The following is a 24,635-nucleotide window of genomic DNA, read 5'->3' as shown; positions in this document are numbered from 1 at the left end:
CAGCTGGTTCCCGGCTTCCTCGTTTTTGGAACCACACCGTCGCGCCTGCGGGTCAGCCCATCTCCGGATTCTCGTGTCTGCTGCCCGACTTGCCTGACCGCAGCAGCAGGGCAAGCGGAACGAGCAGGGCGGTTGCCACCGCGCAATAGCGGAAGACATCGACGTAGGCGAGCAGCGTGGCCTGGCGGGCGATCAACTGGCCGAGCCAGCCGATCGCCTGCTGCTTCGCCTGGACCAGCGGCGAACCCTGGGCGACGAAATGCTCGGTCGCCTGCCGAAGCACCTGCTGATAGGCGGGCGACGATTGCACGGTGTGGCCAACCAGATTCGATTGATGGATCTGGGAGCTTTGCGCAATGACGGTGTTGGACAGCGAGACGCCGATGCTGCCGCCGATATTGCGTGCAACGTTGATCAGCGCCGATGCCTGGTTGGTCTGTTGCGGGGGCAGGCCGACATAGGCCGCGGTCGAGATGGGAATGAACAGGAACGGCAGCCCGACCATCAGGAAGACACGGGCAAAGGCAAAGAAGCGGAAGCTGGCGTCCGGGGTAAGCGAGGTCATGTGCCAAAGCGCGACTGCGACCACCGACATGCCCACCATGATCAGGTATTTGGGCTGCACGATGCTGCCTACAAATCCGGACACCGGCATCAAGATCAGCATGGCGATGCCGCCCGGCATCATCGAAAGGCCCGACAGCGTCGCGGTGTAGGCAAATGTCGTCTGCTGCAGCTGCGGCACGATCTGGGTGGTGCTGAACAGGATAGCACCGACCGCCATCATAACCAGGAAGGCCGTGCCGAACTGGCGCGTGAACAATAGGCGCATGTCGACGACCGGATCGCTGCGACTGATTTCCCATGGGATAAGCAGCAGGAACGCGATCGCGGAAATCACTGCGAAAGTCGTAATGAAATTCGAGGCGAACCAATCGTAGCGCTGGCCTCGGTCGAGGAAGATCTCGAGGCACCCCAGTGCGGTAGCCACCAGGATGAATCCGACCCCGTCGATCTTCAGGCCGCCTTTCAGCCGTTCCTTGCGTTCGCGTTCGAGTACGTCCGGTTCGACCAACAGCCATTGCACCAGTGCCAGCGACAGGATGCCGAACGGCACGTTGATGAAGAAGATCCAGTGCCAGGAGAAATGGTCCGTCAGCCAGCCGCCGATCGTCGGCCCGACCGTTGGTGCGACGATGACGGCAATGCCGTAAAGCGCGAAGGCTTGCGAGCGCTTTTCCGGCGGAAAGGTATCGGCAAGGATCGATTGCTCGCTTGGCGCCATGCCGCCGCCGCCGAGGCCCTGAAGGATCCTGAACAGGATGAGCAGTTCCAGGTTGGGCGCCAGTCCGCACAGCAGCGACGCGACGGTGAAGGTCGCCACGCAGAGCATGTAGTAGCGCTTGCGGCCGATGACGCTTGCCAGCCAGCCGCTGACCGGGATGATCACCGAGTTGGCCACAAGATAGGTGGTAATGACCCAGGTGCTTTCGTCCATTCCGGCCGCCAGGCTGCCGGCGATGTTGCGCAGGGCGACATTGGCGATCGAGGTGTCCAGCACCAGCATGAACGTGGCGATGGAAACGACAATGGCGATGAGCCAGGGATTGTGCGTCCCGGCGGCGGATCGGCTTTCGCCCTGATTTCTGGCTGCTTCGCCGTTCATCGCACCTTGACCGTCGGCACCACCGACAGCCCTGGGCCGAGAAGCACATCCGGCGGCTTGTCGAAGACGATCTTGACCGGCACGCGCTGCACCACCTTGACGTAGTTGCCGGTGGCATTTTCAGCCGGCAGGAGGCTGAAGGCGGTGCCGCTGCCGGCCTGGATGCTGTCGACGCGGCCATGGAAGGACTTGTCCGGGTACGCGTCGATATCGATGTCGACCGGTTGTCCCTGCCGCATCAGGTCGAGCTGCGTCTCCTTGAAATTGGCCTTCACCCAGACCTCGTCGGGAACGAACATCATCAATACCTGGCCGGGTTGGGCGTAGGTTCCGTCAGCGGCCGAAATGCTCGTTGCCCGCCCGGCTGCGGGTGCTGTGATGGTCGTGCGCGACAGCGTCGTGCGGGCTTGCTCCTGGCTGGCCTTGGCCTGTTCGAGCTGCGCCTCGGCGCTCCTGGCCTGTGCCTGCAAGACCGAAACCTGGCTTTTTGCCGAGGCGACATTGGCCTCGGCGCTGTCCAGCGCGGCCTGATCCTGACGCAGCGTCGATGCCGCTTGCTGCGCCTGCTGCTGCGTTGCCGTGCCCCTGGCCAGGAGTTCGCGATTGCGTTGATCCTCAGCCTTGGCGAAATCCAGCGCTGCCTTGGCCTGTGCAACCTGCCTCTGGGCAGCGTTCACCTTTGCGTTTTGAGCCTCGATCTGAGCGTTGACATTGACGATTTCGGCTTCGGCCGCGGCGACGCCGGCATCGGCCTGCTTCAGATGTGCCTGATAGTCGCTGTCGTCGATGCGCAGGAGGACATCACCTGCCTGCACGTGCTGATTGTCGCTAACCGCCAGCTCGGTAATGCGGCCGGCGATTTGGGCGCCGATCGTCACCGTGCGGGCGTCGATGAAGGCGTCGTCGGTCGATTCGTACTGGCGAGCGTTCAGCCACCAGATCACGACGCCTGCCGCGACGAGCAACAGCGCAAGCGCAACCGCCGCCGTCGCATAGGGATGGCGCCTGGGAAAGCCGAGCAGACCGGCCTTTCGTTGCGAGGCATCCCCGTCGGGCTTTTCCTGCCGCGGCTCTGCCGATCGCTCACGAGATTCTCGAACCCGGGCCGGTTGCTCCCGAGTTTCATTTACAGGCTCGACGTCTTGTTCGACGCTTTGAGGCTTCGTGTCCAACGGAATGGCTTTCAAGACTGATATTGCAGCCGCCGGGGCGGACGCAAAGCCAAACCGCGAGCTTCCGCAAAAGTTCCTGCCCGGAATGGGTTCGGTTACCGGGGCGACGTCGAACCCACTGAGCGGCGCCGGCGCGTTGGAACCGAGCGCCGCTTCACCGGGCAGGTGATCCGTACGCCTCATGTTGCGGTGATCCGGCCTTGTCAGCGCTCCACGGCGCGATAATTGCTCATGTAGGCGTGGGCGAATTCACCTGTCGACAGGAGCCGACCATGAAACATCAAACACTCGACCAACTGCATGCCGTCGCGGAAGTTGAGTCCTTCGCGGCGTATCCGGCGATGAGCCGAAACCAGCGGATTGAACGTTGGGCAGAACTTCTCGAGCAAAACCCGACGCGATGCCTTGGGGCGCTTCCAGGCACCGAATATATGAACAGGGAAGCGCGCGACAGATCGCGTGGCGCTGGGACGCCGCTCACTGTCGCTTTCGAGGATCCGGTTCTGCGTGCCATGGGCTTGAACGACGATACCTATGGTGAGGCAAAGCGCTTCTTCGAACTGAGCGACCGGCAGTTGCACCAAATCGTTTGCCATTGCCACGTTGGCGCCACGATGCAAGCGCGATGGGCCGCTGCCAGGGTGCGCGGGATAGTTCGCGGCAACAGATTTGTTGCCTGGATGAAGGGCTTGATCGTGCATTGACGCGATACGAGGAACGGCGGAACACGCGTTCTTTCCGCGCTGCGGGGAGCGCTTCCGAACTTGGAAGGACTCGTGCCCCGTCAGGCCGCGCAGATTGTGAAACTCCTTGACGCTTGGCTGCGCCTTGTCGCGGCCATGCGTCCGTCTTTGATGCGAGAATTTGAGTTGGCCCGCCGCAATTGAGAGCCTTCGTCCGACGGGCGTTCGAGCGCCGTCCAGGCATGTGCGATCTGGCTAGGGACAACAATCCCGCGATCGTGGAAGATCCTTCGACCTGGTGAGCGGCCGATCTCTCCAAACACCCTTCGATCCGCTCTAGCGGTCGATCTCTCCAAATACCCTTCGACCCACTTTAGCGGTCGATCTCTCCAAATACGATGTCGAGCGAGCCGATGATCGCGGCAACATCGGCGATCATATGGCCTCGGGACAGGAAATCCATCGCCTGCAGGTGGGCGAAGGAAGGTGCGCGGATCTTGCATCGGTAGGGAATGTTGCCTCCGTCCGATACGAGGTAGACGCCGAACTCGCCCTTCGGCGCCTCGACGGCGGCATAGACTTCACCGCGCGGCACGCGAATGCCTTCTGTATAAAGTTTGAAGTGGTGGATCGTCGCTTCCATCGAGCGCTTCATCGTGGCACGCGGCGGCGGCGTGATCTTGCGGTTCGGGATCGCGACCGGCCCCTGGCCTTCGGGTGAGCGCAACTTTTCCAGACATTGCCGCATGATCCGGACCGACTGGCGCATTTCCTCCATGCGTACGAGATAGCGGTCGTAGCAGTCGCCATGCTTGCCGACCGGGATATCGAAATCCATCTCCGGATAGCATTCGTATGGCTGCGCCTTGCGCAGATCCCAGGAGGCGCCCGATCCGCGCACCATCACGCCGGAGAAGGCCCAGGCCCAGGCATCGTCAAGGCCGATCACGCCGACATCGACATTGCGCTGCTTGAAAATGCGGTTCTCAGTCAACAGCCCTTCGAGATTGTCGCAGACCTTGAGGAACGGATCGCAGAAATTCCAGATGTCGTCGAGGAGCTCCGGCGGCAGATCCTGATGCACGCCGCCGACCCTGAAATAATTTGCGTGCATGCGGGCGCCGGACGCGCGCTCGTAAAAGACCATCAGCTTCTCGCGTTCGGCGAAACCCCAGAGCGGCGGCGTCAGCGCGCCGATGTCCATGGCTTGCGTGGTGACGTTGAGGAGGTGCGACAGGAGCCGGCCTATTTCGCAGAAAAGCACGCGAATGAGTTGCCCACGCTTCGGAACCGATATTTCAAGGAGCTTCTCGGCGGCGAGACAGAATGCGTGCTCCTGGTTCATCGGCGCGACGTAGTCGAGCCGGTCGAAATAGGGCAGGGCCTGCAGGTAGTTCTTGTACTCGATGAGCTTTTCGGTGCCGCGATGCAGCAGGCCGATGTGGGGATCGGCGCGTTCCACGATCTCGCCGTCGAGTTCGAGCACCAGCCGCAGGACGCCGTGAGCGGAGGGATGTTGTGGCCCGAAATTGATGGTGAAGTTGCGAACTGCAGCCTCGGCCATGACAGTCCTCCGCGATCCAGGCGGGCTTCGGTTCCATGCCGGAACCGGCTTGTCCGCTTTCAGCCGCTCACGTCGTCGTCTGGATGATCAGCGTCAGCGTGCCGTCGCCGTCGATATTGGCGGCCACGACCTGCGTGGAATTAAGCCCGTTCGCCGCCAGTGCCGATGCCGCCTGCGGCGATGCGTCGATCGAACTTTGCAGGATACGCAAATCCTCGGCGCTGGTCTGGGTGACGACGGCCTCCGCCTGTGCCTTGATGTCAGGAGGCAGATCCTCCATCGCCACGATTGTCACTGCGGTGAAATTCTGCGCGGAGAAGGCTTGGTCAGGTGTAGCCTGGTCGGGAGTGGCCTCTTCGGGCGTGGCTTGCTCTGGCAGGGTTTGCGGGGCCGTCGGCGGGACAGGGGCAAGCTCTGGTCCCACGGATTGCGCATAGACCGGCGAGGCGAGAGCCAGTGCCGAGAGTGTGGCAATTGTCGTCGATAGCCGCATGGCCTTTCCTTCCGTTTTGCTCAGGGACGATCAATTCGGTGACGACACAACCATCGTGTCGAAATATGGTTCCGTCACGGAGGTTTGCTGTCTTGCCGAAGCCGTGATTGTCGCGGAAGCGAGCGCGAAATCCGGCGTTGCCTGTCTCAGGCAGCGGTGTGGCTGCGATGGGGCTGCGGCCAGCGCTGCAATGCTTCACGGCCCTGAGTGGTCAGTTCGTAGATCCCGCGATCGGTGCGCGCGAACCAGCGATACACGTTGTGCAGCAGGATTTTGGGCGCGTTCGGCAGGTTGGGCTTCAAGTCACGCGGCCGCTTTGGGCCGTCCGCGAGTGCTGCGGCGCATGCCAGGGCCTGCTGGCGATAGGCGGTCATGATCGGCGCACGCGAGCCGCCGCCGGCGACAGGATCGCCCTGCCGACGCCGATGTTCGTCGATTAGTTTCGAGCGGCGCCGGGAATCCCTACGCGGAGCCAATGCCGTCGGGCTGAGCAGCACCTGAACCTCGCCGTTCGTCCGCACGCCAAGCAGGCCAAAGCCGAGGCGACGGCAGAGATTGCGATACCTCACATCGCTCTCACGGCCTTTGCCACGGCCCGACATGCATGCTGCGAGCCAGACCTCGTCGCTCACCGCCATACGGTCGACGCCCTGAAGGACCAGCTCGAGATTGAACTTCAGCTTTAGCTCGCAGATGACGACGATCGGTGGAGAGTCGGCACTCAGCGCCAGCAGATCGCAGCCGCCGATCTCGCCCTTGACCATGAATCCCAGGCCTTCGAGGAAGGTCTTGACCGGGCTGTAGAGTGAAGTCTCGAGCATGGGCCTTTGTTCGCTGCGAATCATCCCGCCCGATTGGCAGTTCAGCGCGATGATCGCTCATTGCCATTGAACAGGAGGTAAACGACGGCCAAACCCAAGCGATTGCTGCGGCTCGCCGGTGGCGCAGAGCCGTGCCACGGCCGCTTGCCAATTTGGCATGCTGGTATAATATGTACCTGAGGTAGCATTGCCCCGCATAGCTGCGCTGTGCTGGACATCCGAGCGCCCGGGACATCGTCCAGGCATCGTCATTTGAGCGGCGGCTCCCCGCCTTTTCTAATCCGCCAGCCGGCGGCAATGTGCATACAAGTCAATGGGATGACGATCGGCAGGGCGGTCGTTGGAAATCAGGAGTAACGGACAATGACAACGATTGCGCTGTTTGGTGCTGGCGGCAAAATGGGTTACCGCCTGTCGACCAATTTTCGCGGATCTCCCTATACGGTACGCCATGTCGAGGTTAGCGACGCCGGCCGCGAGCGGCTTAAATCGGGCCTCGGCATCGATGCCGTCAACGCCGATGAGGCGCTTGATGGCGCCGATGTGGTGATCCTGGCGGTGCCGGATACGCATATCGGCAAGGTCGCGGCGAGCATCGAGAGCAAGCTTGCATCAGGCACGATGGTCGTCGTGCTCGACGCCGCGGCACCTTTCGCCGGGCATCTGCCGCAGCGACCGGACCTGACCTATTTCGTCACCCACCCGTGCCATCCGCCGATCTTCAACGACGAGACCGACATGGCGGCCAAGAAGGACTATTTCGGCGGCGTCAAGGCCAAGCAGCACATGGTCAGCGCCTTGATGCAGGGGCCGGAGGAAGATTTCGCCAAGGGTGAGGCGATCGCCAAGATCATCTGGGCCCCGGTTATGCGCTCGCATCGAGTCACCGTCGATCAGATGGCGCTGCTCGAGCCCGGCCTTTCGGAAACGGTATGCGCTTCGCTGCTCGTCGTCATGAAGGAGGCCGTTGACGAGGTGGTGGCGCGCGGGGTCGACAAACAGGCGGCGCTCGACTTCCTGCTTGGCCATATGAACGTGCTTGGCGCCGTCATCTTCGGCGAGACCAAAGGCGTGTTCTCCGACGCCTGCAACAGGGCGATAGAGTTCGGCAAGCCGGTGCTGATGCGCGATGACTGGAAGCGGGTGTTCGAGCCGGAGGAGATTGCCGCGAGCATTCAGCGCATTACCTGAGGGCGCAACGCGTCGTCCGGGAACATATCACCTGAAATTGTCATTGACTCATCATACCAGTTAGCTTAGCTGTTCGATGGCTCGGACCGTCAAGCTTCGCAGCAAGCTCAGGGCCTGGACGAGTGGAGGATGGCGGGGAGACGATCGATCGAGGTGAAGCCGGCAAAGGGCTTGTGAACCTGACGCGAGCCGCGATCCGCGCTGGCTAACGAATTGAATGCATATAGCCTTGGGATCAAGGCACGGGTTTTCAACGGGAGGAATACATGAAACTGACACGCAGAATGACGCTTGCGGCTTTCGCCGGCATGCTGGCGCTTGGCACGGCCGCACCCGCCTATGCGGCGGATCTGATCGCCATCATCACGCCCTCGCATGACAATCCGTTCTTCAAGGCGGAAGCTGTCGGCGCAGAGGCCAAGGCCAAGGAACTCGGCTACGAGGCGCTGGTGCTCGTCCATGACGACGATGCCAACAAGCAGTCCGAACTTATCGACACGGCGATCGGCCGCGGCGCCAAGGCAATCATCCTCGATAATGCCGGCGCCGACGCCACCGTTGCCGCCGTGCAGAAGGCCAAGGACGCAGGTGTTCCTTCATTCCTGATCGATCGCGAGATCAATGCCACCGGCGTTGCCGTCGCGCAGATCGTCTCCAACAACTATCAGGGCGCCCAGCTCGGCGCGCAGGAATTCGTCAAGCTGATGGGCGAGAAGGGTAATTTCGTCGAGCTCGTCGGCAAGGAATCCGACACCAATGCCGGCATCCGCTCCAAGGGTTACCACGACGTCATCGACGACTATCCGGACCTGAAGATGGTGGCGCAGCAGTCGGCCAATTGGAGCCAGACCGAGGCCTATTCAAAGATGGAATCGATCCTCCAGGCCAATCCCGATATCAAGGGCGTGATCTCCGGCAACGACACGATGGCGATGGGCGCCTATGCGGCACTCGCGGCTGCCGGCCGCAAGGACGTCATCGTCGTCGGCTTCGACGGGTCGAACGACGTGCGCGACTCGATCACCTCCGGCGGCATCAAGGCGACGGTCCTGCAGCCGGCCTTCGCGCAGGCGCAGATGGCGGTCGAGCAGGCCAACGACTTCATCAAGAACAAGAAGTCTCCCGCCGAAGAAAAGCAGCTGATGGACTGCGTCCTGGTCAATGGCGACAATGCCGCCAAGCTCGAGACGTTCGCGCTCACCAACTGAGCCGGCGTAACATCAGGCAGCAAGGGACGAGCCTCCGGTTCGTCCCTTGCTTCCATTTCGCCCTTGCTTCCATTTCTCTGGGTGCTCCTCACCGCCATGCCGAACGAGCCGACATGTTTAACACGCTGACCCGGCCGATCTTTGTCGCGTTGTTCCTCGCAGCAATAGTCAGCCTGACCGCCTGCAAGATCTTGCCGACGCCGTCGGCGGAAAACGGCGGCACTGGCTCCGCGTTCAATCCCGACAAGATGGTCGAGGACATCTGGGCGGCGAAAGTGATACCCTATCTGCAGCAGAAGGCCGGGCCGTTTCCCGAGGTGCCTGCCTTGGCCAAGGCCGATCCCGCCGCTGCCGGCGCCAAATACGGCAACCCGAAAAAGCAGGCGAATTCGCCGTGGACCTTCGCCGTTCGGCTCGAGGGCAAGGTCGTTGCAGCCAACACACAGTCACGTGCGGCGACGATGGATGTCGATGCCGACGGCGACGGCAAGGCCGATGCGCGGGTGCAGATCGGCCCCGCCATGCGTGGGACCGCCCTGCGCGACAGCCTCGACTTCATCCAGTTCAACGATTTCACCAATCAGATCGACTTCGCCCAGTTCGGCAAGTCGTTCAACGCCTATGCCGACAAGACCGTACTTTCCAAGCTGCCGCGCGAGGCACTCGAGGGCCGCAGCGTCAAGATCCTCGGCGCCTATACGCCGGGCAGTGGCCAGGACCTGCCGCTGGTGACGCCGGCGGAGGCAGAGATCGGGCCGAAGCCATGAGCGGCGATCAAGATGTCATCCTGAAGCTGGAGGATGTCTCGAAGGTCTATTCCGGCACCGTCGCGGTCAAGCGCGCGAATTTCGAGGTGCGCAAGGGCGCGGTCAACGTGCTGGTCGGCGAAAACGGAGCCGGCAAATCGACGCTGATGAAGATCATCGCGGGCGTCGAGCAGCCGACACTCGGGCGCATTCTGCTGGACGGCGAGGAGGTTTCCTTCTCGTCATCCGGGGATGCGGTGAATCGCGGCATCGGCATGGTGTTCCAGGAGCTGAACCTGTTCGGCAATCTGACTGTCGCCGAAAATATTTTCGCCACCCGCGAGATCACCAACCGCTTCCGCAAGATCGACCGCAAAGAGCAGGAGCGCCGCGCGGCGGAGTTCCTTGAACGCCTGGAAGCCGGCATCCGGCCCGACATGCTGGTCGAGGATCTGCGCATCGGCCAGCAACAACTGGTCGAGATCGCCAAGGCGGTTTCGCTCGATGCGCGCATCCTGATTATGGACGAACCAACCTCGGCGCTCAGCGCGGCGGAAGTCGAGATCCTGTTCAAGGTGATTGCCGACCTCAAGGCGCGCGGCGTGGCAATCGTCTACATCTCGCATCGGCTCGAGGAACTGATCCGCATCGGCGACACCATCACCGTGCTGCGCGATGGGCGCATCACCGGCCAGGCGGAGATGAAAGACGTCGATACCCAGTGGATCGTGCGGCAGATGATCGGCTCGGAGGCCAAGGACTTCGCCAAGGCCGACGGCCATGTGCCGGGCGAAGAGATATTCCGTGCCGAGGACATTTGCCTGCCGCGTGTCACCGGCGGGCTCGCGGTCGACCACGTCTCGCTGTCGCTGCGCGCCGGTGAAATCCTCGGCATCTACGGCCTGATGGGAGCCGGACGCAGCGAGCTGTTCGACTGCATCATGGGCCGTCACGGCCATTCGACCGGAACGATATTCATTGCCGGCAAAAAAGTGCACGAGCGGGACACGACACGACGCATCCGCCGCGGCCTGGCGCTGATCCCCGAAGACCGCCAGCGCGAAGGGCTGGTGTCGACCCTCTCCGTCGCCAGCAATCTGACGCTGGCCAGCCTGTCGCGTTTCGTGCGCCTGTTCCACATTCGTGGTGCCGCCGAACGACAGGCGGTGGCCCAGACCGTGCGCGAATTGGCGATCAAGGTCGCCGATCCGGCGCAGGAAGTCTCGTCGCTGTCGGGCGGCAACCAGCAGAAGGTGGTGATCGGCAAGGCGCTGCTCACCGGACCGAAGGTGCTGCTGATGGACGAGCCCAGCCGCGGCATCGACGTCGGCGCCAAAGCCGACGTGTTCCGCACCATGCGCAAGCTGTCGCGCGACGGCTTGGGGATCCTGTTTGCCACCTCGGATCTCGATGAGGTGATGGCGTTGTCAGACCGCATCGCGGTGATGAGCAATGGAAAATTGACTGGTATGTTCGACCGCGCCGAGGCGACAGAGGCCGCGATCGTCGCTGCCTCGGCGCTCGGCCACGGACCGGTCCCGCACGGAGAGCAAGGCGCATGACTGACATTCCAGCCAAGGCGGCGGTCACCTCCCTTTCGAGCGGCTCGGTCCTGCTGACGCTGATGAAGGCGAGGACGTTCATCGCGCTGATCGCCGTGCTGTTGTTCTTCTCGATAGCTGCCCCCAATTTCCTCTCGGCCGCCAATCTTATCCTGATGTCGAAGCACGTGGCGCTGAACGCATTCCTCGCAATGGGCATGACCTTTGTCATCATCACCGGCGGCATCGACCTGTCGGTCGGCTCGATCGTCGGCCTGTGCGGCATGGTGGCCGGCTATCTCGTGCTCAACGGCATCGACCTGCAGGTCGGCTATACCATCTATTTCAACGTCTTCGAGATCGCGCTGATCACGCTTGCCGTCGGCATATTGATCGGCGCCGTCAACGGCTTGCTGATCACCAGGCTTAACGTTGCGCCGTTCATCGCCACGCTCGGCGTGCTCTATGTCGCGCGCGGCCTGGCGCTGCTGTCGTCCGACGGGCGCACCTTCCCCAATCTCGTCGGCAAGCCGGAGCTTGGCACCACCGGATTCGGCTTTCTCGGCGCCGGCCGGTTGCTCGGGCTGCCCGTCGCGCTGTGGATTTTGCTCGTTGTTGCATTAGGGGCCGCCTATCTCGCCAAGTACACCCCGCTCGGCCGCCACATTTTCGCCGTTGGCGGCAACGAGCGGGCGGCGCGGATTTCGGGCGTCCGCGTCAACATGGTGAAGATGTTCGTCTACATGTTCTCCGGCTTCTGCGCGGCGATCGTCGGGCTGATCATCTCGTCCGAACTGATGGCCTCGCATCCGGCGACCGGAGAGAGCTTCGAACTCAACGCCATTGCCGCGGCAGTGCTCGGCGGCACCTCGATGTCGGGCGGACGCGGCACCATTGGCGGCACCATTGTCGGCGCCTTCGTCATCGGCATTCTTTCGGACGGGCTGGTGATGATGGGGGTGAGCTCGTTCTGGCAGATGGTGATCAAGGGCCTCGTCATCATCGTCGCCGTCGTCGTCGACCAGGCACAGCGCCGGCTGCAGAGCCGGGTGACGCTGATGCAGATGGCAAAGGCTGGCTGACATGACGGAACTGCGGGGAGCGCTGATCGGCTGCGGCTTCTTCGCCGTCAACCAGATGCATGCCTGGCGCGACATAGAGGGTGCCTCGATCGCTGCCATCTGCGACCGCGATCCGGACCGGTTGAGGATCGTCGGCGACCAGTTCGGGGTCGCGCGGCGCTATACCGACGCGGCAGCACTGTTTGCCGGCGAAAGGTTGGATTTCGTCGACATCGCCACCACCGCGCCGAGCCACCGTCCCCTCGTCGAGATGGCGGCGCAGCACGGCGTGCCGGTAATCTGCCAAAAACCGTTCGCGCCGACGCTTGCCGACGCCAAGGCGATAGTGAAGGCATGCGCCGTCGCCGGTGTGCCGCTGATGGTGCACGAAAATTTTCGTTGGCAGTCGCCGATCCAGGCGGTGCGTGCCGTGCTCGACAGCGGCGACATCGGCACACCCTTCTTCGGACGGATCTCGTTTCGATCGGCTTACGACGTGTTTTCCGGCCAGCCCTATTTGGCGACGGGAAAGCGCTTCATTATCGAAGACCTCGGCATCCACATCCTCGACATCGCCCGCTTTCTGCTGGGCGACGTCTCGACGGTCACTGCGCGAACGGCGCGCGTCAACCCTGCCATTGCCGGCGAGGATGTTGCGACGATGCTCATGGACCACACGAGCGGCGCCACTTCGGTGGTCGACTGCAGCTACGCGAGCAAGCTCGCGACTGAGCCGTTTCCGCAGACGCTGATCGAAATCGACGGCAGCGACGGCACGATCCGGCTGGCGCAGGGCTACCGGCTCACCGTCACCGGCAGGAGCGGAACGGCTGTCAGCGACGTCTCGCCGCCGCTGCTGCCTTGGGCATCGCGGCCGTGGCACAACATCCAGGAAAGCGTCGTCGCCATTCAAAAGCATTGGGTCGATTGCTTGACCAACGGAACCGAGCCCGCGACCTCGGGCGCGGACAACCTCAAGACATTGGCGCTGGTCGAGGCGGCCTATGCCGGCGCCGCAAGCCGCGAACCGGTGCAACTCGACGCCTTGCTGAAATGACAGCCGACGCCTTCCTCCTTTACGGCACGCATGCGGTTGAAGTCGAACCGGTCAGGCTGCGCGCCGGTGCGCTGACGGCGGACTTCGTCAACGGCAATCTGCGCAACATTCGGCAGGGCGGCACCGAAGTTCTGCGCGCCATCGCCTATATCGTCAGAGATCGCGACTGGGGCACCTACGAGCCGGCGCTCACCAACCTTGCCATCGAGCAAGATACCGAGGCATTTTCCGTCAGCTATTCGGCAAGTTGCCAGGCACCGGACGGCAGTCGACTCGGCTTCCGCGCGACCATCAAGAGCTCCGCCGATGGTCAGTTGGTCTTCGACGTGAGCGCTCGTCCCGACAGCGATTTCGAAACCAATCGCTGTGGCTTCTGCATCCTGCATCCGATTGCCGGCCTGGCCGGCAGCCCGGTCACGGTTGAGCATACCGACGGCAGCGTGGTCGCAACGCGGCTCCCAGAACTAATCGATCCCTGGCAGCCGTTCAAGGATCTGCGGGCGATCACCCATGAGGTCCGGGCGGGCGTCACCGCCGAATGCCGTATGGAAGGCGATGCCTTCGAGATGGAAGACCAGCGCAACTGGTCGGATGCCTCCTACAAGACCTATGTCCGGCCGCTCGCGCTGCCATGGCCCTACGTGCTGCCTGCCGGCAAGCCCTTCCGCCAGACCATCAGCTTGCGGGTGGAGGGTGGCGGGAAAGTGCCGGCCACCGCGGCAACCGCCGAACCGATTCGTGTCACGCTCGGCCAAGCCGGGCCGGTGCTGCCGGATATCGGCGTTATCATCTACCCGGATGAGGTCGAGGCCGCGCTGAGCAAGCTGTCGGTGCTGTCCGAGCTTGGCCCGCAGCAATTGATGTTCCACTTTGACCCGACGCGCGGCCACGAGCTCGATGCCTTGCGATCCTACGCCCGGCTCGCCGCCGCCTATCCGGTCCGGACAACGCTCGAATGTGTCATTGCCGGCGACGGCGATCTCGACGCCGAGCTTTCAGGCGTCGCCGACAGGGTGCGCCAGGCCGGGCTCAAGCTTTCGGCCATTGCCGTCTCGCCCTCGGTCGACCGGCAGTCGACGCCACCGGGCAGCGCGTGGCCGCAATGCCTGCCGCTCGAAGACGTCTATGCCGCGGCGCGGCGTGCCTTTCCCGACATCCGCCTCGGCGGCGGCATGTTCAGCTATTTCACCGAACTCAACCGCAAGCGTGTGCCGGCCGACCCGCTCGATTTCGTCACGCATTGCACTTGCCCCATCGTGCATGCCGCCGACGATCTCAGCGTCATGCAATCGCTGGAGGCGCTGCCTTTCATCGCGGCGTCTGTACGGGCGATCTTCGGAACAAAACCTTATCGGATCGGGCCGTCGACCATTGCCATGCGCCAGAACCCTTATGGCGGCGCGACCAAGGCCAATCCCGACAGTCAGCGCATTGCCATGGCCGACCGCGACCCTCGCCATGCCGGACTGTTCGGGGCTGCGTGGACGATCGGCTATGCCGCACGCCTCGCCCCTGCCGGGCTCGAAATGCTCACGCTCTGCAGCTTCACCGGGCCATTCGGCGTGCTGGCCTCGTCGGACGAACCGGTCGAAGAAGGTACACGCCGGCCGATTTTCCACGCGGTGAAAGGACTTTGCGAACTGGCCGGCCATGCGCACATGGCGGCAGCAACGACCGATGAGACGCGGGTGCTCGGACTGGCCAGCCGCACCCAGACAGGCAAGATCATCGTCTGGCTGACGAACCTTACCCCTGACGACGTTTTAGTCGATGTTTCCGGGCTCGGCTCCGATCAGGGTTTTCTGAAGATCTGGGATGGACGAACGTCACGCCAGATTCAGCGCGACGCGTCGGGCCGAGACCGTCTTGTGATGACGCCTTACGCAATCGTCCGGATCGGCTGAAGTCATATGCCGGGGTTCATGAATCGCCGCAATTCCGCAACGGTTGCCCCTAGCCGCAGCATTTCCGCTGCCGGCTTGTCACCGGATTTGCTTTCGAAACTCGCCTGGCGCCATTCCAGTTGTCTTGGAAAAAAGACGGCTGAACGAGGCGACGTCCTGATATCCCACCCGATAGCAAATTTCTGAAACGCTCAGTTTCGTTTCCTCAAGCATGGATTTTGCCAACTCCAGCCGCCTTTCCTGAATCCATTTTCCCGGCGTTGTCTGGAACTCGTCGAAAAACCTGCGAGACAGGGTTCGCGAAGACATCGCCAATTCGGTTGCGAGAAATTTCAAATCGATTTCCGACATCTTGTCTTTCGAGAGCTCGCGCAGCTTGTTCTCGAATGGGCTGGCCTCGTTCGAAATTTCGTCGAGAGGAAATTCGTAGGGACTCTGGAATTTGCGCGGCGGAGGAAGAACCAGAAGTTTTCGAATGATCCGCTCTTCCTTCGAGAAGCCCAGATCGATCAGCAAAGCCCTGGCGAGTTCGAGTCCGGAAAATCCGCCGCCACATGTGTAAAGGCGGTCCTGGCGAATGAGCAGGCGGGAAGCGTCCCATCGCACTTGCGGAAACCGGCGGCTTGCCTCGTTCTTCAGCCACCAGGATATCGTTGCGCGCTTGCCGTCCAGCAATCCTGAATTGGCGAGCAGATAACATGCGCCGCAATGTGCTGCGATGATTGCCTCCTGCTGCTGAGCGAGCGCGATCAGCGGGTTTGAATGCTCACTCTCCTCGTCGAGCGAGCGCAGAAGCTCCGGAATCTCGACACCCGGCATCGCAATGAGAATCAGGACATCCATTTTTCGGGACGGCTGAGCCTTTGTCGGGAAGGAAATTCCGGTGCTTGATGTCGACGGCGCGCCCCTTGAAACGAACTCACATGAAAGAACCTGTGAACGGCAGACGTCATTCACAAGCTGAAACATTTCGACCAGCGTCGAGACAACGGCCGAATAGAAATTCGACGGCAGCCAGATCACAACGTGGAGGCTCCTGTCAGCCATTGCGGTTCTCCCGACGTCATTCCCGCCGAGTGGCACGTCTAGCACAGTCTTTGTCAAAATTGCCAATTCCAGAAAAAGGCCGGCGCCTCCAGGATGGCCGTATACGGGCTTGCTGACGACAGCGGCCGCGGAAATCCATGGCTGGAGAGATGCAAATGCGGAAATAGCTGAATGAAAACAACGCGGCACATACATCGGATTCAAACGGCTACAGCAAACTGCGCCGGTCTGGACTCAGGCTGACCTGTAGTCAGTCAGTAGGCCGAGAACACAGTCCCGACCGCGACGCCGGTAGAGACCTGCGCTTGATTTTCAGTTGCCGGAATTCATCACGTAGAGCGCACGCGAGCGTTCGAGGTGCTTGATCATCGCCTTCTCGGCGCCATCCGCATCCTTGGCTTCGATGCGTCCGATGATCTCTTCGTGCTCGGTCAGCGTGAACTTTTCCTTGCCGGTCCAGATCAGCATTTCGGTGTGGTATTCCTTTAGCCAGCCAAGCATTGCCTCGCTGACGGCGACATAGATCGGATTGCCGGATATTGCCGAGATCTGGGTGTGGAATTTCATGTCGGCGGATATGAAGGCTTCCGAGTCGCCACGATGGCTGCGCTGCTCGATGACCGTTGCGCGCAGCCGCTGCACGTCCTCGGCGGTGGCCTTTTCAGCAGCTTCCTTTACCATGCCGCGCTCGAAGAAGATGCGCGCGTTCTTGAGGTGCTCGAGCGTATCCTTCGACGATGACAGGATGATCTTCGCCGCGCCATCGACCTGCTTGATGATCGACTTGGCGGTCAGCTGCAGCACCTTGGCCCGCTCACCATGCGAGATCGCTACCAGCCCCATATTGCTCAGCGCCTGCATCGCCTCGCGGATCGCCGGCCTGCCGACCTCGAAGCGCTCCATCAGTTCGCGCTCCGACGGCATGTCGTCGCCCGGCTGCAATTCGCCGCTGGTGATCAGGCGCTTCAGTCTCAAGAATACTTCGTCGGAAAGCTTGCGCCGGACGATCGGCTCCGAACGGTTCATCGTCGCGAATCACTCCTATGACCGGCCTCTATCTAGCATTTCCGCCACGAATTCCGGAACGCCTGTAGCCCGCCCGCCTTTACCTGCCAAGCCGGATAAGGCTTGCAATGCTTATGTACTCATTATACCAGATTTCAGGGCCAAGGAACCTTTTTCGAACCACCCCGGCAGGCCGCGCGAATATGATTGTTCTCACCTATCGCATCGAAACACGCGGCAATATCGAGGCGCTGGCGGCCAAGATCGCAAGCGACCAGTCGACCGGAACCTTCGTCGCGCTAGCCGGCGAGACCGAAGAGCTCAAGGCTAGGGTCGCGGCGCGCGTCCTGGCGATACGGCATCTGCCGGATGCGGATCGGCCGTCTCTTCCCGAAACCGGTCCCGAAGCCGGCATTGGCCCGGTCAAGCGCGCCGACGTCGACATCGCCTTTCCGCTGGAGGCCATCGGCACCGACCTGTCAGCGCTGATGACCATTGCCATCGGCGGCACGTTTTCGATCAAGGGCCTGTCCGGCATTCGTGTGATCGACATGAAGCTACCCGAGGAGTACCGGGGCGCGCATCCTGGCCCGCAATTCGGCGTCACGGGCAGCCGCAGGCTCACCGCTGTCGCGGACCGTCCGATCATCGGGACCATCGTCAAGCCGGCGCTGGGACTCCGCCCGCACGAGACGGCCGCGATGGTGCAAGAGCTGATTGCCGCCGGCGTCGATTTCATCAAGGACGACGAGAAGCTGATGAGCCCGGCCTATTCACCGCTGTCAGAGCGGGTGAGGGCAATCATGCCGCTGATCCTCGACCACGAGCAGAAGACCGGCAAGAAGGTCATGTATGCCTTTGGCATCTCACATGCCGATCCCGACGAGATGATGCGAAACCACGACCTGGTGGCAAAGGCCGGCGGCAATTGTGCTGTGGTCAACATCAATTCGATCGGTTTTGGCGGCATGGCTTACCTCCGAAAGCGCTCCAGCCTGGTGCTCCATGCCCACCGCAATGGCTGGGACATTCTCACCCGTCATCCTGGCCTCGGCATGGACTTCAAGGTCTGGCAGCAGTTCTGGCGGCTGCTCGGCGTCGACCAATTCCAGATCAATGGCATCGCCTCGAAATACTGGGAACCCGACTGGTCCTTCGTCGAATCCTTCAAGGCGGTGACCACGCCGATCTTTTCGCCGGCCGATTGCGCATTGCCGGTCGCCGGCTCCGGCCAGTGGGGCGGGCAGGCGCCTGAAACCTTCCAGCGAACCGGCCGGACGGTCGATCTTCTCTATCTCTGCGGCGGCGGCATCGTCAGCCACCCGGACGGGCCGGGCGCCGGCGTGCGCGCCGTGCAGCAGGCCTGGAAGGCGGCGGTCCAAGACATCCCGTTGGCGGATTATGCCTTGAGCCATGTCGAGCTGGCGCGGTCGATCGAGAAGTTCGGCGACGGCAAGGCGGCCTGACGCCATGCAAAACCTGCTTCTGAGTTATTATGGCGACGACCTGACCGGCTCGACCGATGTGATGGAGGCGCTCGAGCTCGGCGGCGTGCCGACCGTGCTGTTCATGCGGCAGCCGGACGAGGCGCTGCTTTCGCAATTTGCGCATTGCCGCGCCATCGGGCTGGCCGGCACCAGCAGAAGCGAGACGCCGCAGTGGATGGACACGCATCTGCGAGATGCCTTCGCCTGGCTGAAGACCCTCAACGCCGAGATCTGCCACTACAAGGTCTGCTCGACCTTCGATTCCAGCCCGGCAATCGGCAGCATCGGCCGGGCGATCGAGATCGGCCGCTCGGTTTTCCGGCAAGGCGGCGTGCCGCTGGTGGTCGGCGCGCCGCAGCTGAAGCGCTACACCGCCTTCGGTCATCTCTTCGCGGCCTACCGCGACAAATATTTCCGTATCGATCGCCATCCCGTGATGAGCCGCCATCCGACCACGCCGATGGACGAATCCGACCTGCTGATCCATCTGTCGCGCCAGACAGACCTCAGCTCGGGGCTGGTCGACCTGGCGACGCTGCAATCGGCGTCGCGGTCGGAAGCATTCGACCGGCTTGTGGAGAATGGCACAGACATCGTGCTCTTCGATGCCGACAGCCTGGAAACCCAGGCGCTTGCCGGCAAGGAGATATGGCGCGCTCGCAGGCCGGGCGGTTATTTCGTCGTCGGCTCTTCAGGCATCGAATATGCCTTGCTGGCCGAATGGGCATCGAACCGGATCGTGGATGCCAAACTCGCGTTTTCGCCGCCGGGCGCTGCCGACAGGATCGCCGTGGTCTCGGGGAGCTGCTCGCCGACGACGGAACGGCAGATCCGGCATGCTCTAGCCGATGGCTTCGACGGGATCGAGATCGACCCGGTCGAACTGGTTTCTGAGGCTTCGAACGACGCTATTGCGCGCGCGGTTGCAACCGGCCGCTCCAGCTTGAAGGCCGGGCGCAGCGTCATCCTCTACACCGCGCTCGGACCGGCGGCCGACCGCGGTGCTGAAATCGATCTCCGGGAAGGCGCCCGCCATAAGCTTGGCCGCGGCCTTGGCGAGCTTCTCCGCGAATTGACGCTTCAAGAGAAGCTACTGCGCGTGGTCATCGCCGGCGGCGATACGTCGAGCCACGCACTTGGCCAGATAGGCGTCGATGCGCTGACGGTGCGAATGCCGCTGCCGGCATCGCCGGGCTCGCCGCTTTGTCTCGCGCATTCGCGCATCGAGGCGATTGACGGGCTGGAAATTGCCCTCAAGGGCGGACAGGTCGGAACCGACCGCTATTTCTGCGCCATTCGTGATGGGATCGGCGCTTGAGAGCAGAAATTTAGGTACGTCGTTGGTGCTCAAATCGAGATCCGGCAGCACCCATTAGCCGGCAAATCAATCAGAGGCGTGTCTGATCCCGGTTACCGCGTGCGACCCATCGCCTTGACTGGATGGCGCTGACGGGCATAGGCGACACAGGCGTCCACCGTGCTGACACAGAGTCCGTCGCGGTTGTTCGGCAGGTTGTTGTCGCCGGCGTAGGCGACCTCGGCAACATGGCCGTCAACCATTCGAATTTGCGTATTGCAATAGCCGCCGGGGGCGACGTTGACGGAACCTCCGAGCGCCGGGACGGGGCCAATGGCCACGGTCGGAACCACAATGTTGAGATTGCCGCGTTGAACGACGCGCTGATAGGTCCAGATCTGGCCGGATCTGCCAACATCGGCGGTGGCTGTCGGAAAGCCGGCACACATTCGAACATCCGCTTCGCTAAGGCCGACCATCTCCTTGCGGGCTGCCGCCGCCGTGGCGTCCTCCTTCGCAGTGCTCGACGTGTCGTCGGGCATGACGCAGGAGGACAGGATGGCGGCGCTTACGGATAGAACGAGAAGGGCAAGCTTTCGTGTGTGGAAAGATGTCATACCAACTTCGGATTGCATGGGAGCTTCGGATTGCATGGGAGCCCCGAATGCCAACCTAGGAAGTGAGCCAGTCGAGTCAACCGGCAGAAATTCACGAAGTCGTTTGGTGCGCCACCGCCGCGCATCTGCTGCAAGGGGTTGACGCTGCTGCCATTACCCTCGCACCCTGTCTTCCGCCTGGACGCCGAGTACTGGCGCACGGTGCTGTGACTTTGGTTCGGCCGACGGTGTGCTAGTTTCCAGCCAATTGCTCCGGAGACGTCATGCTTATCAAGCTGCAAGAAATCGCCCTCGCTCTTCTGCTGTTGGTCGCCGGCGCTGGGGCCAGTCATGCGGAGGCGGCCCAGCGGCCGCCGCCCACAGGCGGGGTTCTGTCGCTCCTGCCGCCGCCGCAGACTTCCGATCATTCGATCGTCATCGCCGGACGCACGCTCGATTACGAGGCCAAGGCCGGCACGCTGTCATTGCCGTCCGGCAAAGGCGATATCACCGCCGAGATTTTCTATGTCGCCTATGCACTGCATCCCGGAAAAGAAACGGGACCGGATCCGCGGCGTCCGATCACCTTCGTGTTTAATGGCGGTCCGGGAGCAGCTTCCGCCTATCTGCACCTCGGCGCGCTCGGTCCGCGGGTCCTGGCGACGGCGGCCGATGGAAGTTTCCTGCCGCCGCCACAGAGGCTGTTCGATAACCCCGACACTTGGCTCGACATGACCGACTTGGTCTTTGTGGACCCTGTCGGAACCGGTTACAGCCGTGAAGCGCCCGGCACGGAGGCACACAGCTTCTGGGGCGTCAGTCAGGACGCCGCGTCGATAGGCGCGTTCATCCGGCTCTATCTGGCGCAGACCAACCGCACGGCATCGCCGGTGTTTCTTGCCGGCGAAAGCTATGGCGGGTTTCGGGCGGCATTGCTCGCCAGGAAGCTGCAGGAAGACATCGGCATCAGCCCGAGCGGCGTCGTCCTTATCTCGCCGGCGCTTGAATTCACGCTGGTGCGCCCCGACGAATTCCAGCCGCTCCACTGGGCGCTGGAACTGCCGTCGCTGGCGGCAGTGCGCCTGCACAGCGAAGGCGTTTCCGGCCCGGCTCTGCAGGAGCGGCTGGCAGAAGTCGAACGCTATGCGCTCGGCGATTATCTGGCCGCGCTAGCCGGTGGACTGGAGCAAGGTGGACGGCTGGCGAGCCAGCGTGTCGCCGAAATCACCGGTCTGCCGCTCAACCTTGTCCAGCGGCACTTTGCACGCATTCCCATAGGGCTCTTTGCCAAGGAGTTTGCACGGGCAAAGGGCAATGTTCTCAGCGCCTATGACGGCAACATCGCGACGGCGGACGTGGCGCCAGAGAGCCTGGGAGTCGAGGGTCCCGATCCGGTGCTCGACCGAAGCGTGCCGGCGCTCACCTCTGCTTTCGTCGGCTACGTGCGTGATGAATTGAACTTCCGTACGGATATCAGCTATCGGCTTCTCAACCGCGAAGTTAGCGGCAATTGGGACTATGGAACGAGCCCGACGCGTCAGGGCTATGCGGGTGTCATGGACGACCTTCAGCAGGCACGCACGCTGAACCCCAATCTCGGCGTGCTGATCGTCAACGGCTACAGCGACCTGGTGACGCCGTACATGGGCTCGCGCTACCTGCTTGGTCAAATTCCTTCGCTTGCCGGCGCAAAGCCCATTCGCGCCGAGGTGCTGGAAGGCGGGCACATGATGTATCTGAGGCCGGATGGACGGGCGGCACTGAAGCAGGCCGCGTCCGAGCTTTACCGAACGACGCAATGAGACAGTTGCGCAAAAAAGCGCCGGATGCGCTGTTCGCCCTCTCATCAGGCCCTAGTTCCATCGCAATTGATCGGTTACACACCAAGGATGGCGTCTTTTAGCGACGTTCGACAGCAAATTAGCCGGTTCTCCAGAATCGCGCCACTGATGCGGCGTGTTGCCGAGCGGGCCACTCGGAACACTAGGCCACACTGGGTGACAAGCCTTGTCGGCCGCTGGAACGCGTTGTCGCTGGCCACGCAGTTCCTGCTCGCGGGTGGTCTATTCTCCCTGTCGGCCATGGTGGTGGTGGGGATTTCAGTCACGAGCCACATAGAAGCCGTGGTCACGCAGAATTCGGCATCCGCTACGGCTCTTTACGTGGACAGCGTTATCGCGCCGCTGCTTCCGGATATGCGCAAGAGCGAAGTCCTCGACGAGAGCGTCGCCCACGCGCTCGATGAAACGCTGGGACAAGGGGCACTCGGCACAAGGCTCGAATCCTTCAAGCTCTGGCGTCGCGACGGAACCATCCTGTATTCGACCGACAAGACATTGATCGGCAAGCGCTTTGAACCCAGCGGCAATCTCCGCGCGGCGTTTGCAGGCCAAATGGTTTCGGAGTTCGACAAGCTCGACGATCCGGACAGCGAGGCCGAAAGAGCCAGCGGCTTGCATCTCCTCGAGATCTACAACCCGGTGCTGCAGCCATGGTCGGGGGAAGTGGTGGCCGTTTCGGAATTCTACGAGGTCGCCACTGATTTCGAAAGAAACCTGCATCAGGCACTTATTCGAACTTGGCTGGACGTTGCCGCCGTCACAGCGGCCTTCTTTCTCGGGCTGTCGGCAATCGTGTTCCGTGGCAGCCGCACGATCAGTTCGCAGAGCCGCTCGTTGAAGCAGCGCATTGCTGAACTCTCCGACCTGCTTGCTCAAAACAGACTGTTGAGGCTGAAGGTGCAGCGTGCCTCGCAGCGCGCCACCGCACTCAACGAACGCTATCTCAGGCGCATCGGTGCGGACTTGCACGATGGGCCCGCGCAACTGGTTGCTCTCGCAGCGCTGGGGATCGACAGCCCTGTCATTGCCGATCCCGCTACGCCGTCAGCCGAACGTGCACAGGAATTGCTAGCCGTCAAAGCACATCTGGACGAAGCCATGCGCGAGATCAGGAGTATCAGCAAGGGCCTTGTCCTGCCGCATATCGAGCATGCCGAGTTGGCCGAAATTCTCGAGCTTGCCGTGCAAGCGCACGAAGAACGAACCGGAGCCAAAGTGGCGCTATCGATGACCGGCGGCCATGCGACGTTGTCGCCGGCGGCCAAGATCTGCATCTTCCGCTTCGTCCAGGAGGCGCTGAACAATGGATTTCGCCATGCCGGAGGTGAAGGTCAGTCGGTCGAGAAACATTTCGACGGCGAGCGCGTTTGTATCGAAGTGTCCGACGCCGGCCCTGGCTTTGACCCACAAATCGTGCGTCCCGAGAGGCTGGGGCTCGTTGGGCTGCGCGAGCGGGTGGAAAGCCTCGGGGGCCAGTTTACCGTGACTTCCTCACAAAGTGGCACGATCGTGAAAATGGCTCTCAACATCGTTGAAATGGGGCAGACATGACCGCAGCCATCAAGCTTGCCATCGTCGACGACCACCCTCTGTTCAGGGAAGGCGTTGTGCGCACGCTCGATCAGATCGGCGGATTCGAGATAGTCGGCGAAGGAAGCAGCAGAGATGACGCCCTGCGGATAATCGAAGACCAGCGGCCCGACATTCTGCTGATGGACATCTCGGTTCCCGGAGGTGGCCTTGGTGTGATCGGACCGGCCCTGGAGCGGCAGCCGGCATTGAAAATCGTGATGCTGACCGTTTCGGAAGAAAACCAGCACGTGATGACCGCGTTGCAGAGCGGGGCAAGGGGCTATGTTTTGAAGGGGGTCGGGTCGAGGACGTTGGCTGCGATCCTGCGCACGGTAGCGTCGGGCGAACGATATGTCTGTCCACAATTATCGGCGCGCCTGTTGGCCGATCTGTCGGCTAAATCAAAAGAACCGGCGAAAGCTGACGGACTTGCCGAACTCACCAGCCGCGAAAGGGAGATCCTGACGCTGGTTGCCGCGGGACTGAGCAACAAGCGGATCGGGCTTCGGCTGAACCTGCATGAGAAAACGATAAAGCACCACATGACGCGAATCCTGGCCAAGCTCAACGTCAGCAACAGGACCGAAGCCGCAATGACGTTGCGCGACGCGACTGAGCGCCGGCATCGGCCTGTTCGCGATCATGCTTGAGCCAAAATTGCCGCACAGCGCAGCTATGTGAAC

The 24,635-nt window shown here is 62.1% G+C and carries 21 protein-coding genes; 13 read left to right on the top strand and 8 right to left on the bottom strand.

Annotated elements, in window-relative coordinates; all coding sequences use genetic code 11:
- Positions 1–52: 52 nt before the first annotated feature.
- Together NKH91_RS01710 and NKH91_RS01705 are read right to left on the bottom strand one after the other, a co-directional pair.
- On the bottom strand, positions 53–1,666 hold the full coding sequence (locus tag NKH91_RS01710) for a DHA2 family efflux MFS transporter permease subunit (protein WP_352845612.1): 1,614 nt from the start codon (positions 1,664–1,666) through the stop codon (positions 53–55).
- Positions 1,663–2,838 carry an HlyD family secretion protein gene (locus NKH91_RS01705; protein WP_352845614.1) on the bottom strand — a complete coding sequence of 392 codons (1,176 nt, stop codon included), beginning with the start codon at positions 2,836–2,838 and terminating at the stop codon, positions 1,663–1,665. Before NKH91_RS01705 ends, NKH91_RS01710 begins: the two co-directional genes overlap by 4 nt.
- 272 nt (positions 2,839–3,110) lie before the next feature.
- Here NKH91_RS01705 and NKH91_RS01700 point away from each other — a divergent pair, with 272 nt between their 5' ends.
- A complete protein-coding gene (locus NKH91_RS01700) occupies positions 3,111–3,542 on the top strand; it encodes a hypothetical protein (RefSeq protein WP_023720256.1) in 432 nt (143 codons plus the stop codon).
- A gap of 352 nt (positions 3,543–3,894) precedes the next feature.
- Here the strand turns inward: NKH91_RS01700 and NKH91_RS01695 are convergent, their stop codons facing one another.
- The 3 genes from NKH91_RS01695 to NKH91_RS01685 all read right to left on the bottom strand — a co-directional run bounded on the left by NKH91_RS01695 (position 3,895) and on the right by NKH91_RS01685 (position 6,399).
- Entirely contained in the window at positions 3,895–5,085 is a 1,191-nt protein-coding gene (locus NKH91_RS01695) for an NADH-quinone oxidoreductase subunit D (protein ID WP_023720257.1), read from the bottom strand.
- A 67-nt stretch (positions 5,086–5,152) separates the two neighbouring features.
- The gene (locus NKH91_RS01690) at positions 5,153–5,578 is read right to left on the bottom strand and encodes a hypothetical protein (protein ID WP_352590670.1); all 426 of its coding nucleotides are present in this window, start codon (positions 5,576–5,578) and stop codon (positions 5,153–5,155) included.
- Positions 5,579–5,724: 146 nt separating this feature from the next.
- The gene (locus NKH91_RS01685; RefSeq protein WP_023720260.1) at positions 5,725–6,399 is read right to left on the bottom strand and encodes a DUF2161 domain-containing phosphodiesterase; all 675 of its coding nucleotides are present in this window, start codon (positions 6,397–6,399) and stop codon (positions 5,725–5,727) included.
- 363 nt (positions 6,400–6,762) lie between these two features.
- Between NKH91_RS01685 and NKH91_RS01680 the strand changes: the two genes are divergently transcribed.
- From NKH91_RS01680 to apnL, 7 genes are all read left to right on the top strand, one after another.
- Positions 6,763–7,590 (top strand): phosphogluconate dehydrogenase C-terminal domain-containing protein, encoded by an 828-nt coding sequence (locus tag NKH91_RS01680; protein ID WP_352845615.1) that lies wholly within the window; start codon positions 6,763–6,765, stop codon positions 7,588–7,590.
- Between the two features lie 266 nt (positions 7,591–7,856).
- Positions 7,857–8,798: a D-ribose ABC transporter substrate-binding protein gene (locus tag NKH91_RS01675; protein ID WP_023675475.1), complete on the top strand. Its 942-nt coding sequence runs from the start codon at positions 7,857–7,859 to the stop codon at positions 8,796–8,798.
- Between the two features lie 113 nt (positions 8,799–8,911).
- The gene (locus NKH91_RS01670; protein ID WP_352845616.1) at positions 8,912–9,565 is read left to right on the top strand and encodes a DUF2291 family protein; all 654 of its coding nucleotides are present in this window, start codon (positions 8,912–8,914) and stop codon (positions 9,563–9,565) included.
- Positions 9,562–11,106: a sugar ABC transporter ATP-binding protein gene (locus tag NKH91_RS01665; RefSeq protein ID WP_352481995.1), complete on the top strand. Its 1,545-nt coding sequence runs from the start codon at positions 9,562–9,564 to the stop codon at positions 11,104–11,106. The genes NKH91_RS01670 and NKH91_RS01665 overlap by 4 nt, the downstream gene beginning before the upstream one ends.
- On the top strand, positions 11,103–12,167 hold the full coding sequence (locus tag NKH91_RS01660) for an ABC transporter permease (RefSeq protein ID WP_023720264.1): 1,065 nt from the start codon (positions 11,103–11,105) through the stop codon (positions 12,165–12,167). Before NKH91_RS01665 ends, NKH91_RS01660 begins: the two co-directional genes overlap by 4 nt.
- Position 12,168: 1 nt before the next feature.
- A complete protein-coding gene (locus tag NKH91_RS01655) occupies positions 12,169–13,203 on the top strand; it encodes a Gfo/Idh/MocA family protein (protein WP_352481997.1) in 1,035 nt (344 codons plus the stop codon).
- On the top strand, positions 13,200–15,107 hold the full coding sequence (gene apnL / locus NKH91_RS01650; protein WP_352845617.1) for a D-apionate lactonase: 1,908 nt from the start codon (positions 13,200–13,202) through the stop codon (positions 15,105–15,107). The genes NKH91_RS01655 and apnL overlap by 4 nt, the downstream gene beginning before the upstream one ends.
- A gap of 78 nt (positions 15,108–15,185) precedes the next feature.
- Here the strand turns inward: apnL and NKH91_RS01645 are convergent, their stop codons facing one another.
- Both NKH91_RS01645 and NKH91_RS01640 read right to left on the bottom strand, forming a co-directional pair.
- A complete protein-coding gene (locus NKH91_RS01645; RefSeq protein WP_352494749.1) occupies positions 15,186–16,154 on the bottom strand; it encodes a GlxA family transcriptional regulator in 969 nt (322 codons plus the stop codon).
- 312 nt (positions 16,155–16,466) lie between these two features.
- Positions 16,467–17,180 carry a transcriptional regulator NanR gene (locus NKH91_RS01640; protein WP_352845618.1) on the bottom strand — a complete coding sequence of 238 codons (714 nt, stop codon included), beginning with the start codon at positions 17,178–17,180 and terminating at the stop codon, positions 16,467–16,469.
- Positions 17,181–17,362: 182 nt separating this feature from the next.
- Here NKH91_RS01640 and oiaX point away from each other — a divergent pair, with 182 nt between their 5' ends.
- Both oiaX and NKH91_RS01630 read left to right on the top strand, forming a co-directional pair.
- A complete protein-coding gene (gene oiaX, locus NKH91_RS01635; RefSeq protein ID WP_352845620.1) occupies positions 17,363–18,625 on the top strand; it encodes a 3-oxo-isoapionate-4-phosphate decarboxylase OiaX in 1,263 nt (420 codons plus the stop codon).
- Between the two features lie 4 nt (positions 18,626–18,629).
- Entirely contained in the window at positions 18,630–19,964 is a 1,335-nt protein-coding gene (locus tag NKH91_RS01630) for a four-carbon acid sugar kinase family protein (protein WP_352845622.1), read from the top strand.
- A 92-nt stretch (positions 19,965–20,056) separates the two neighbouring features.
- Here the strand turns inward: NKH91_RS01630 and NKH91_RS01625 are convergent, their stop codons facing one another.
- Positions 20,057–20,560, bottom strand: a complete 504-nt coding sequence (locus NKH91_RS01625) for a hypothetical protein (protein ID WP_023720270.1) — start codon at positions 20,558–20,560, stop codon at positions 20,057–20,059.
- A gap of 263 nt (positions 20,561–20,823) precedes the next feature.
- Between NKH91_RS01625 and NKH91_RS01620 the strand changes: the two genes are divergently transcribed.
- The 3 genes from NKH91_RS01620 to NKH91_RS01610 all read left to right on the top strand — a co-directional run bounded on the left by NKH91_RS01620 (position 20,824) and on the right by NKH91_RS01610 (position 24,602).
- Positions 20,824–22,341, top strand: a complete 1,518-nt coding sequence (locus tag NKH91_RS01620) for a S10 family peptidase (protein ID WP_352845624.1) — start codon at positions 20,824–20,826, stop codon at positions 22,339–22,341.
- A 147-nt stretch (positions 22,342–22,488) separates the two neighbouring features.
- Positions 22,489–23,931, top strand: a complete 1,443-nt coding sequence (locus NKH91_RS01615) for a sensor histidine kinase (protein WP_352640248.1) — start codon at positions 22,489–22,491, stop codon at positions 23,929–23,931.
- Positions 23,928–24,602 (top strand): LuxR C-terminal-related transcriptional regulator, encoded by a 675-nt coding sequence (locus NKH91_RS01610; RefSeq protein WP_352845626.1) that lies wholly within the window; start codon positions 23,928–23,930, stop codon positions 24,600–24,602. The genes NKH91_RS01615 and NKH91_RS01610 overlap by 4 nt, the downstream gene beginning before the upstream one ends.
- Positions 24,603–24,635: the final 33 nt, after the last annotated feature.

This window comes from Mesorhizobium sp. M0894, from assembly GCF_040319725.1.
Taxonomy (GTDB): Bacteria; Pseudomonadota; Alphaproteobacteria; order Rhizobiales; family Rhizobiaceae; genus Mesorhizobium.
The sequence above is the reverse complement of the archived record's forward strand: the minus strand, read 5'-3'. Positions and strand labels throughout refer to the sequence as shown.

Coding starts and splice junctions, on each gene's coding strand:
- NKH91_RS01710 (WP_352845612.1), bottom strand. CDS start 1,666: ATGAACGGCGAAGCAGCCAGAAATCAGGGCGAAAGCCGATCCGCCGCC.
- NKH91_RS01700 (WP_023720256.1), top strand. CDS start 3,111: ATGAAACATCAAACACTCGACCAACTGCATGCCGTCGCGGAAGTTGAG.
- NKH91_RS01695 (WP_023720257.1), bottom strand. CDS start 5,085: ATGGCCGAGGCTGCAGTTCGCAACTTCACCATCAATTTCGGGCCACAA.
- NKH91_RS01690 (WP_352590670.1), bottom strand. CDS start 5,578: ATGCGGCTATCGACGACAATTGCCACACTCTCGGCACTGGCTCTCGCC.
- NKH91_RS01685 (WP_023720260.1), bottom strand. CDS start 6,399: ATGCTCGAGACTTCACTCTACAGCCCGGTCAAGACCTTCCTCGAAGGC.
- NKH91_RS01680 (WP_352845615.1), top strand. CDS start 6,763: ATGACAACGATTGCGCTGTTTGGTGCTGGCGGCAAAATGGGTTACCGC.
- NKH91_RS01675 (WP_023675475.1), top strand. CDS start 7,857: ATGAAACTGACACGCAGAATGACGCTTGCGGCTTTCGCCGGCATGCTG.
- NKH91_RS01670 (WP_352845616.1), top strand. CDS start 8,912: ATGTTTAACACGCTGACCCGGCCGATCTTTGTCGCGTTGTTCCTCGCA.
- NKH91_RS01665 (WP_352481995.1), top strand. CDS start 9,562: ATGAGCGGCGATCAAGATGTCATCCTGAAGCTGGAGGATGTCTCGAAG.
- NKH91_RS01660 (WP_023720264.1), top strand. CDS start 11,103: ATGACTGACATTCCAGCCAAGGCGGCGGTCACCTCCCTTTCGAGCGGC.
- NKH91_RS01655 (WP_352481997.1), top strand. CDS start 12,169: ATGACGGAACTGCGGGGAGCGCTGATCGGCTGCGGCTTCTTCGCCGTC.
- apnL (WP_352845617.1), top strand. CDS start 13,200: ATGACAGCCGACGCCTTCCTCCTTTACGGCACGCATGCGGTTGAAGTC.
- NKH91_RS01645 (WP_352494749.1), bottom strand. CDS start 16,154: ATGGCTGACAGGAGCCTCCACGTTGTGATCTGGCTGCCGTCGAATTTC.
- NKH91_RS01640 (WP_352845618.1), bottom strand. CDS start 17,180: ATGAACCGTTCGGAGCCGATCGTCCGGCGCAAGCTTTCCGACGAAGTA.
- oiaX (WP_352845620.1), top strand. CDS start 17,363: ATGATTGTTCTCACCTATCGCATCGAAACACGCGGCAATATCGAGGCG.
- NKH91_RS01630 (WP_352845622.1), top strand. CDS start 18,630: ATGCAAAACCTGCTTCTGAGTTATTATGGCGACGACCTGACCGGCTCG.
- NKH91_RS01625 (WP_023720270.1), bottom strand. CDS start 20,560: ATGACATCTTTCCACACACGAAAGCTTGCCCTTCTCGTTCTATCCGTA.
- NKH91_RS01620 (WP_352845624.1), top strand. CDS start 20,824: ATGCTTATCAAGCTGCAAGAAATCGCCCTCGCTCTTCTGCTGTTGGTC.
- NKH91_RS01615 (WP_352640248.1), top strand. CDS start 22,489: ATGCGGCGTGTTGCCGAGCGGGCCACTCGGAACACTAGGCCACACTGG.
- NKH91_RS01610 (WP_352845626.1), top strand. CDS start 23,928: ATGACCGCAGCCATCAAGCTTGCCATCGTCGACGACCACCCTCTGTTC.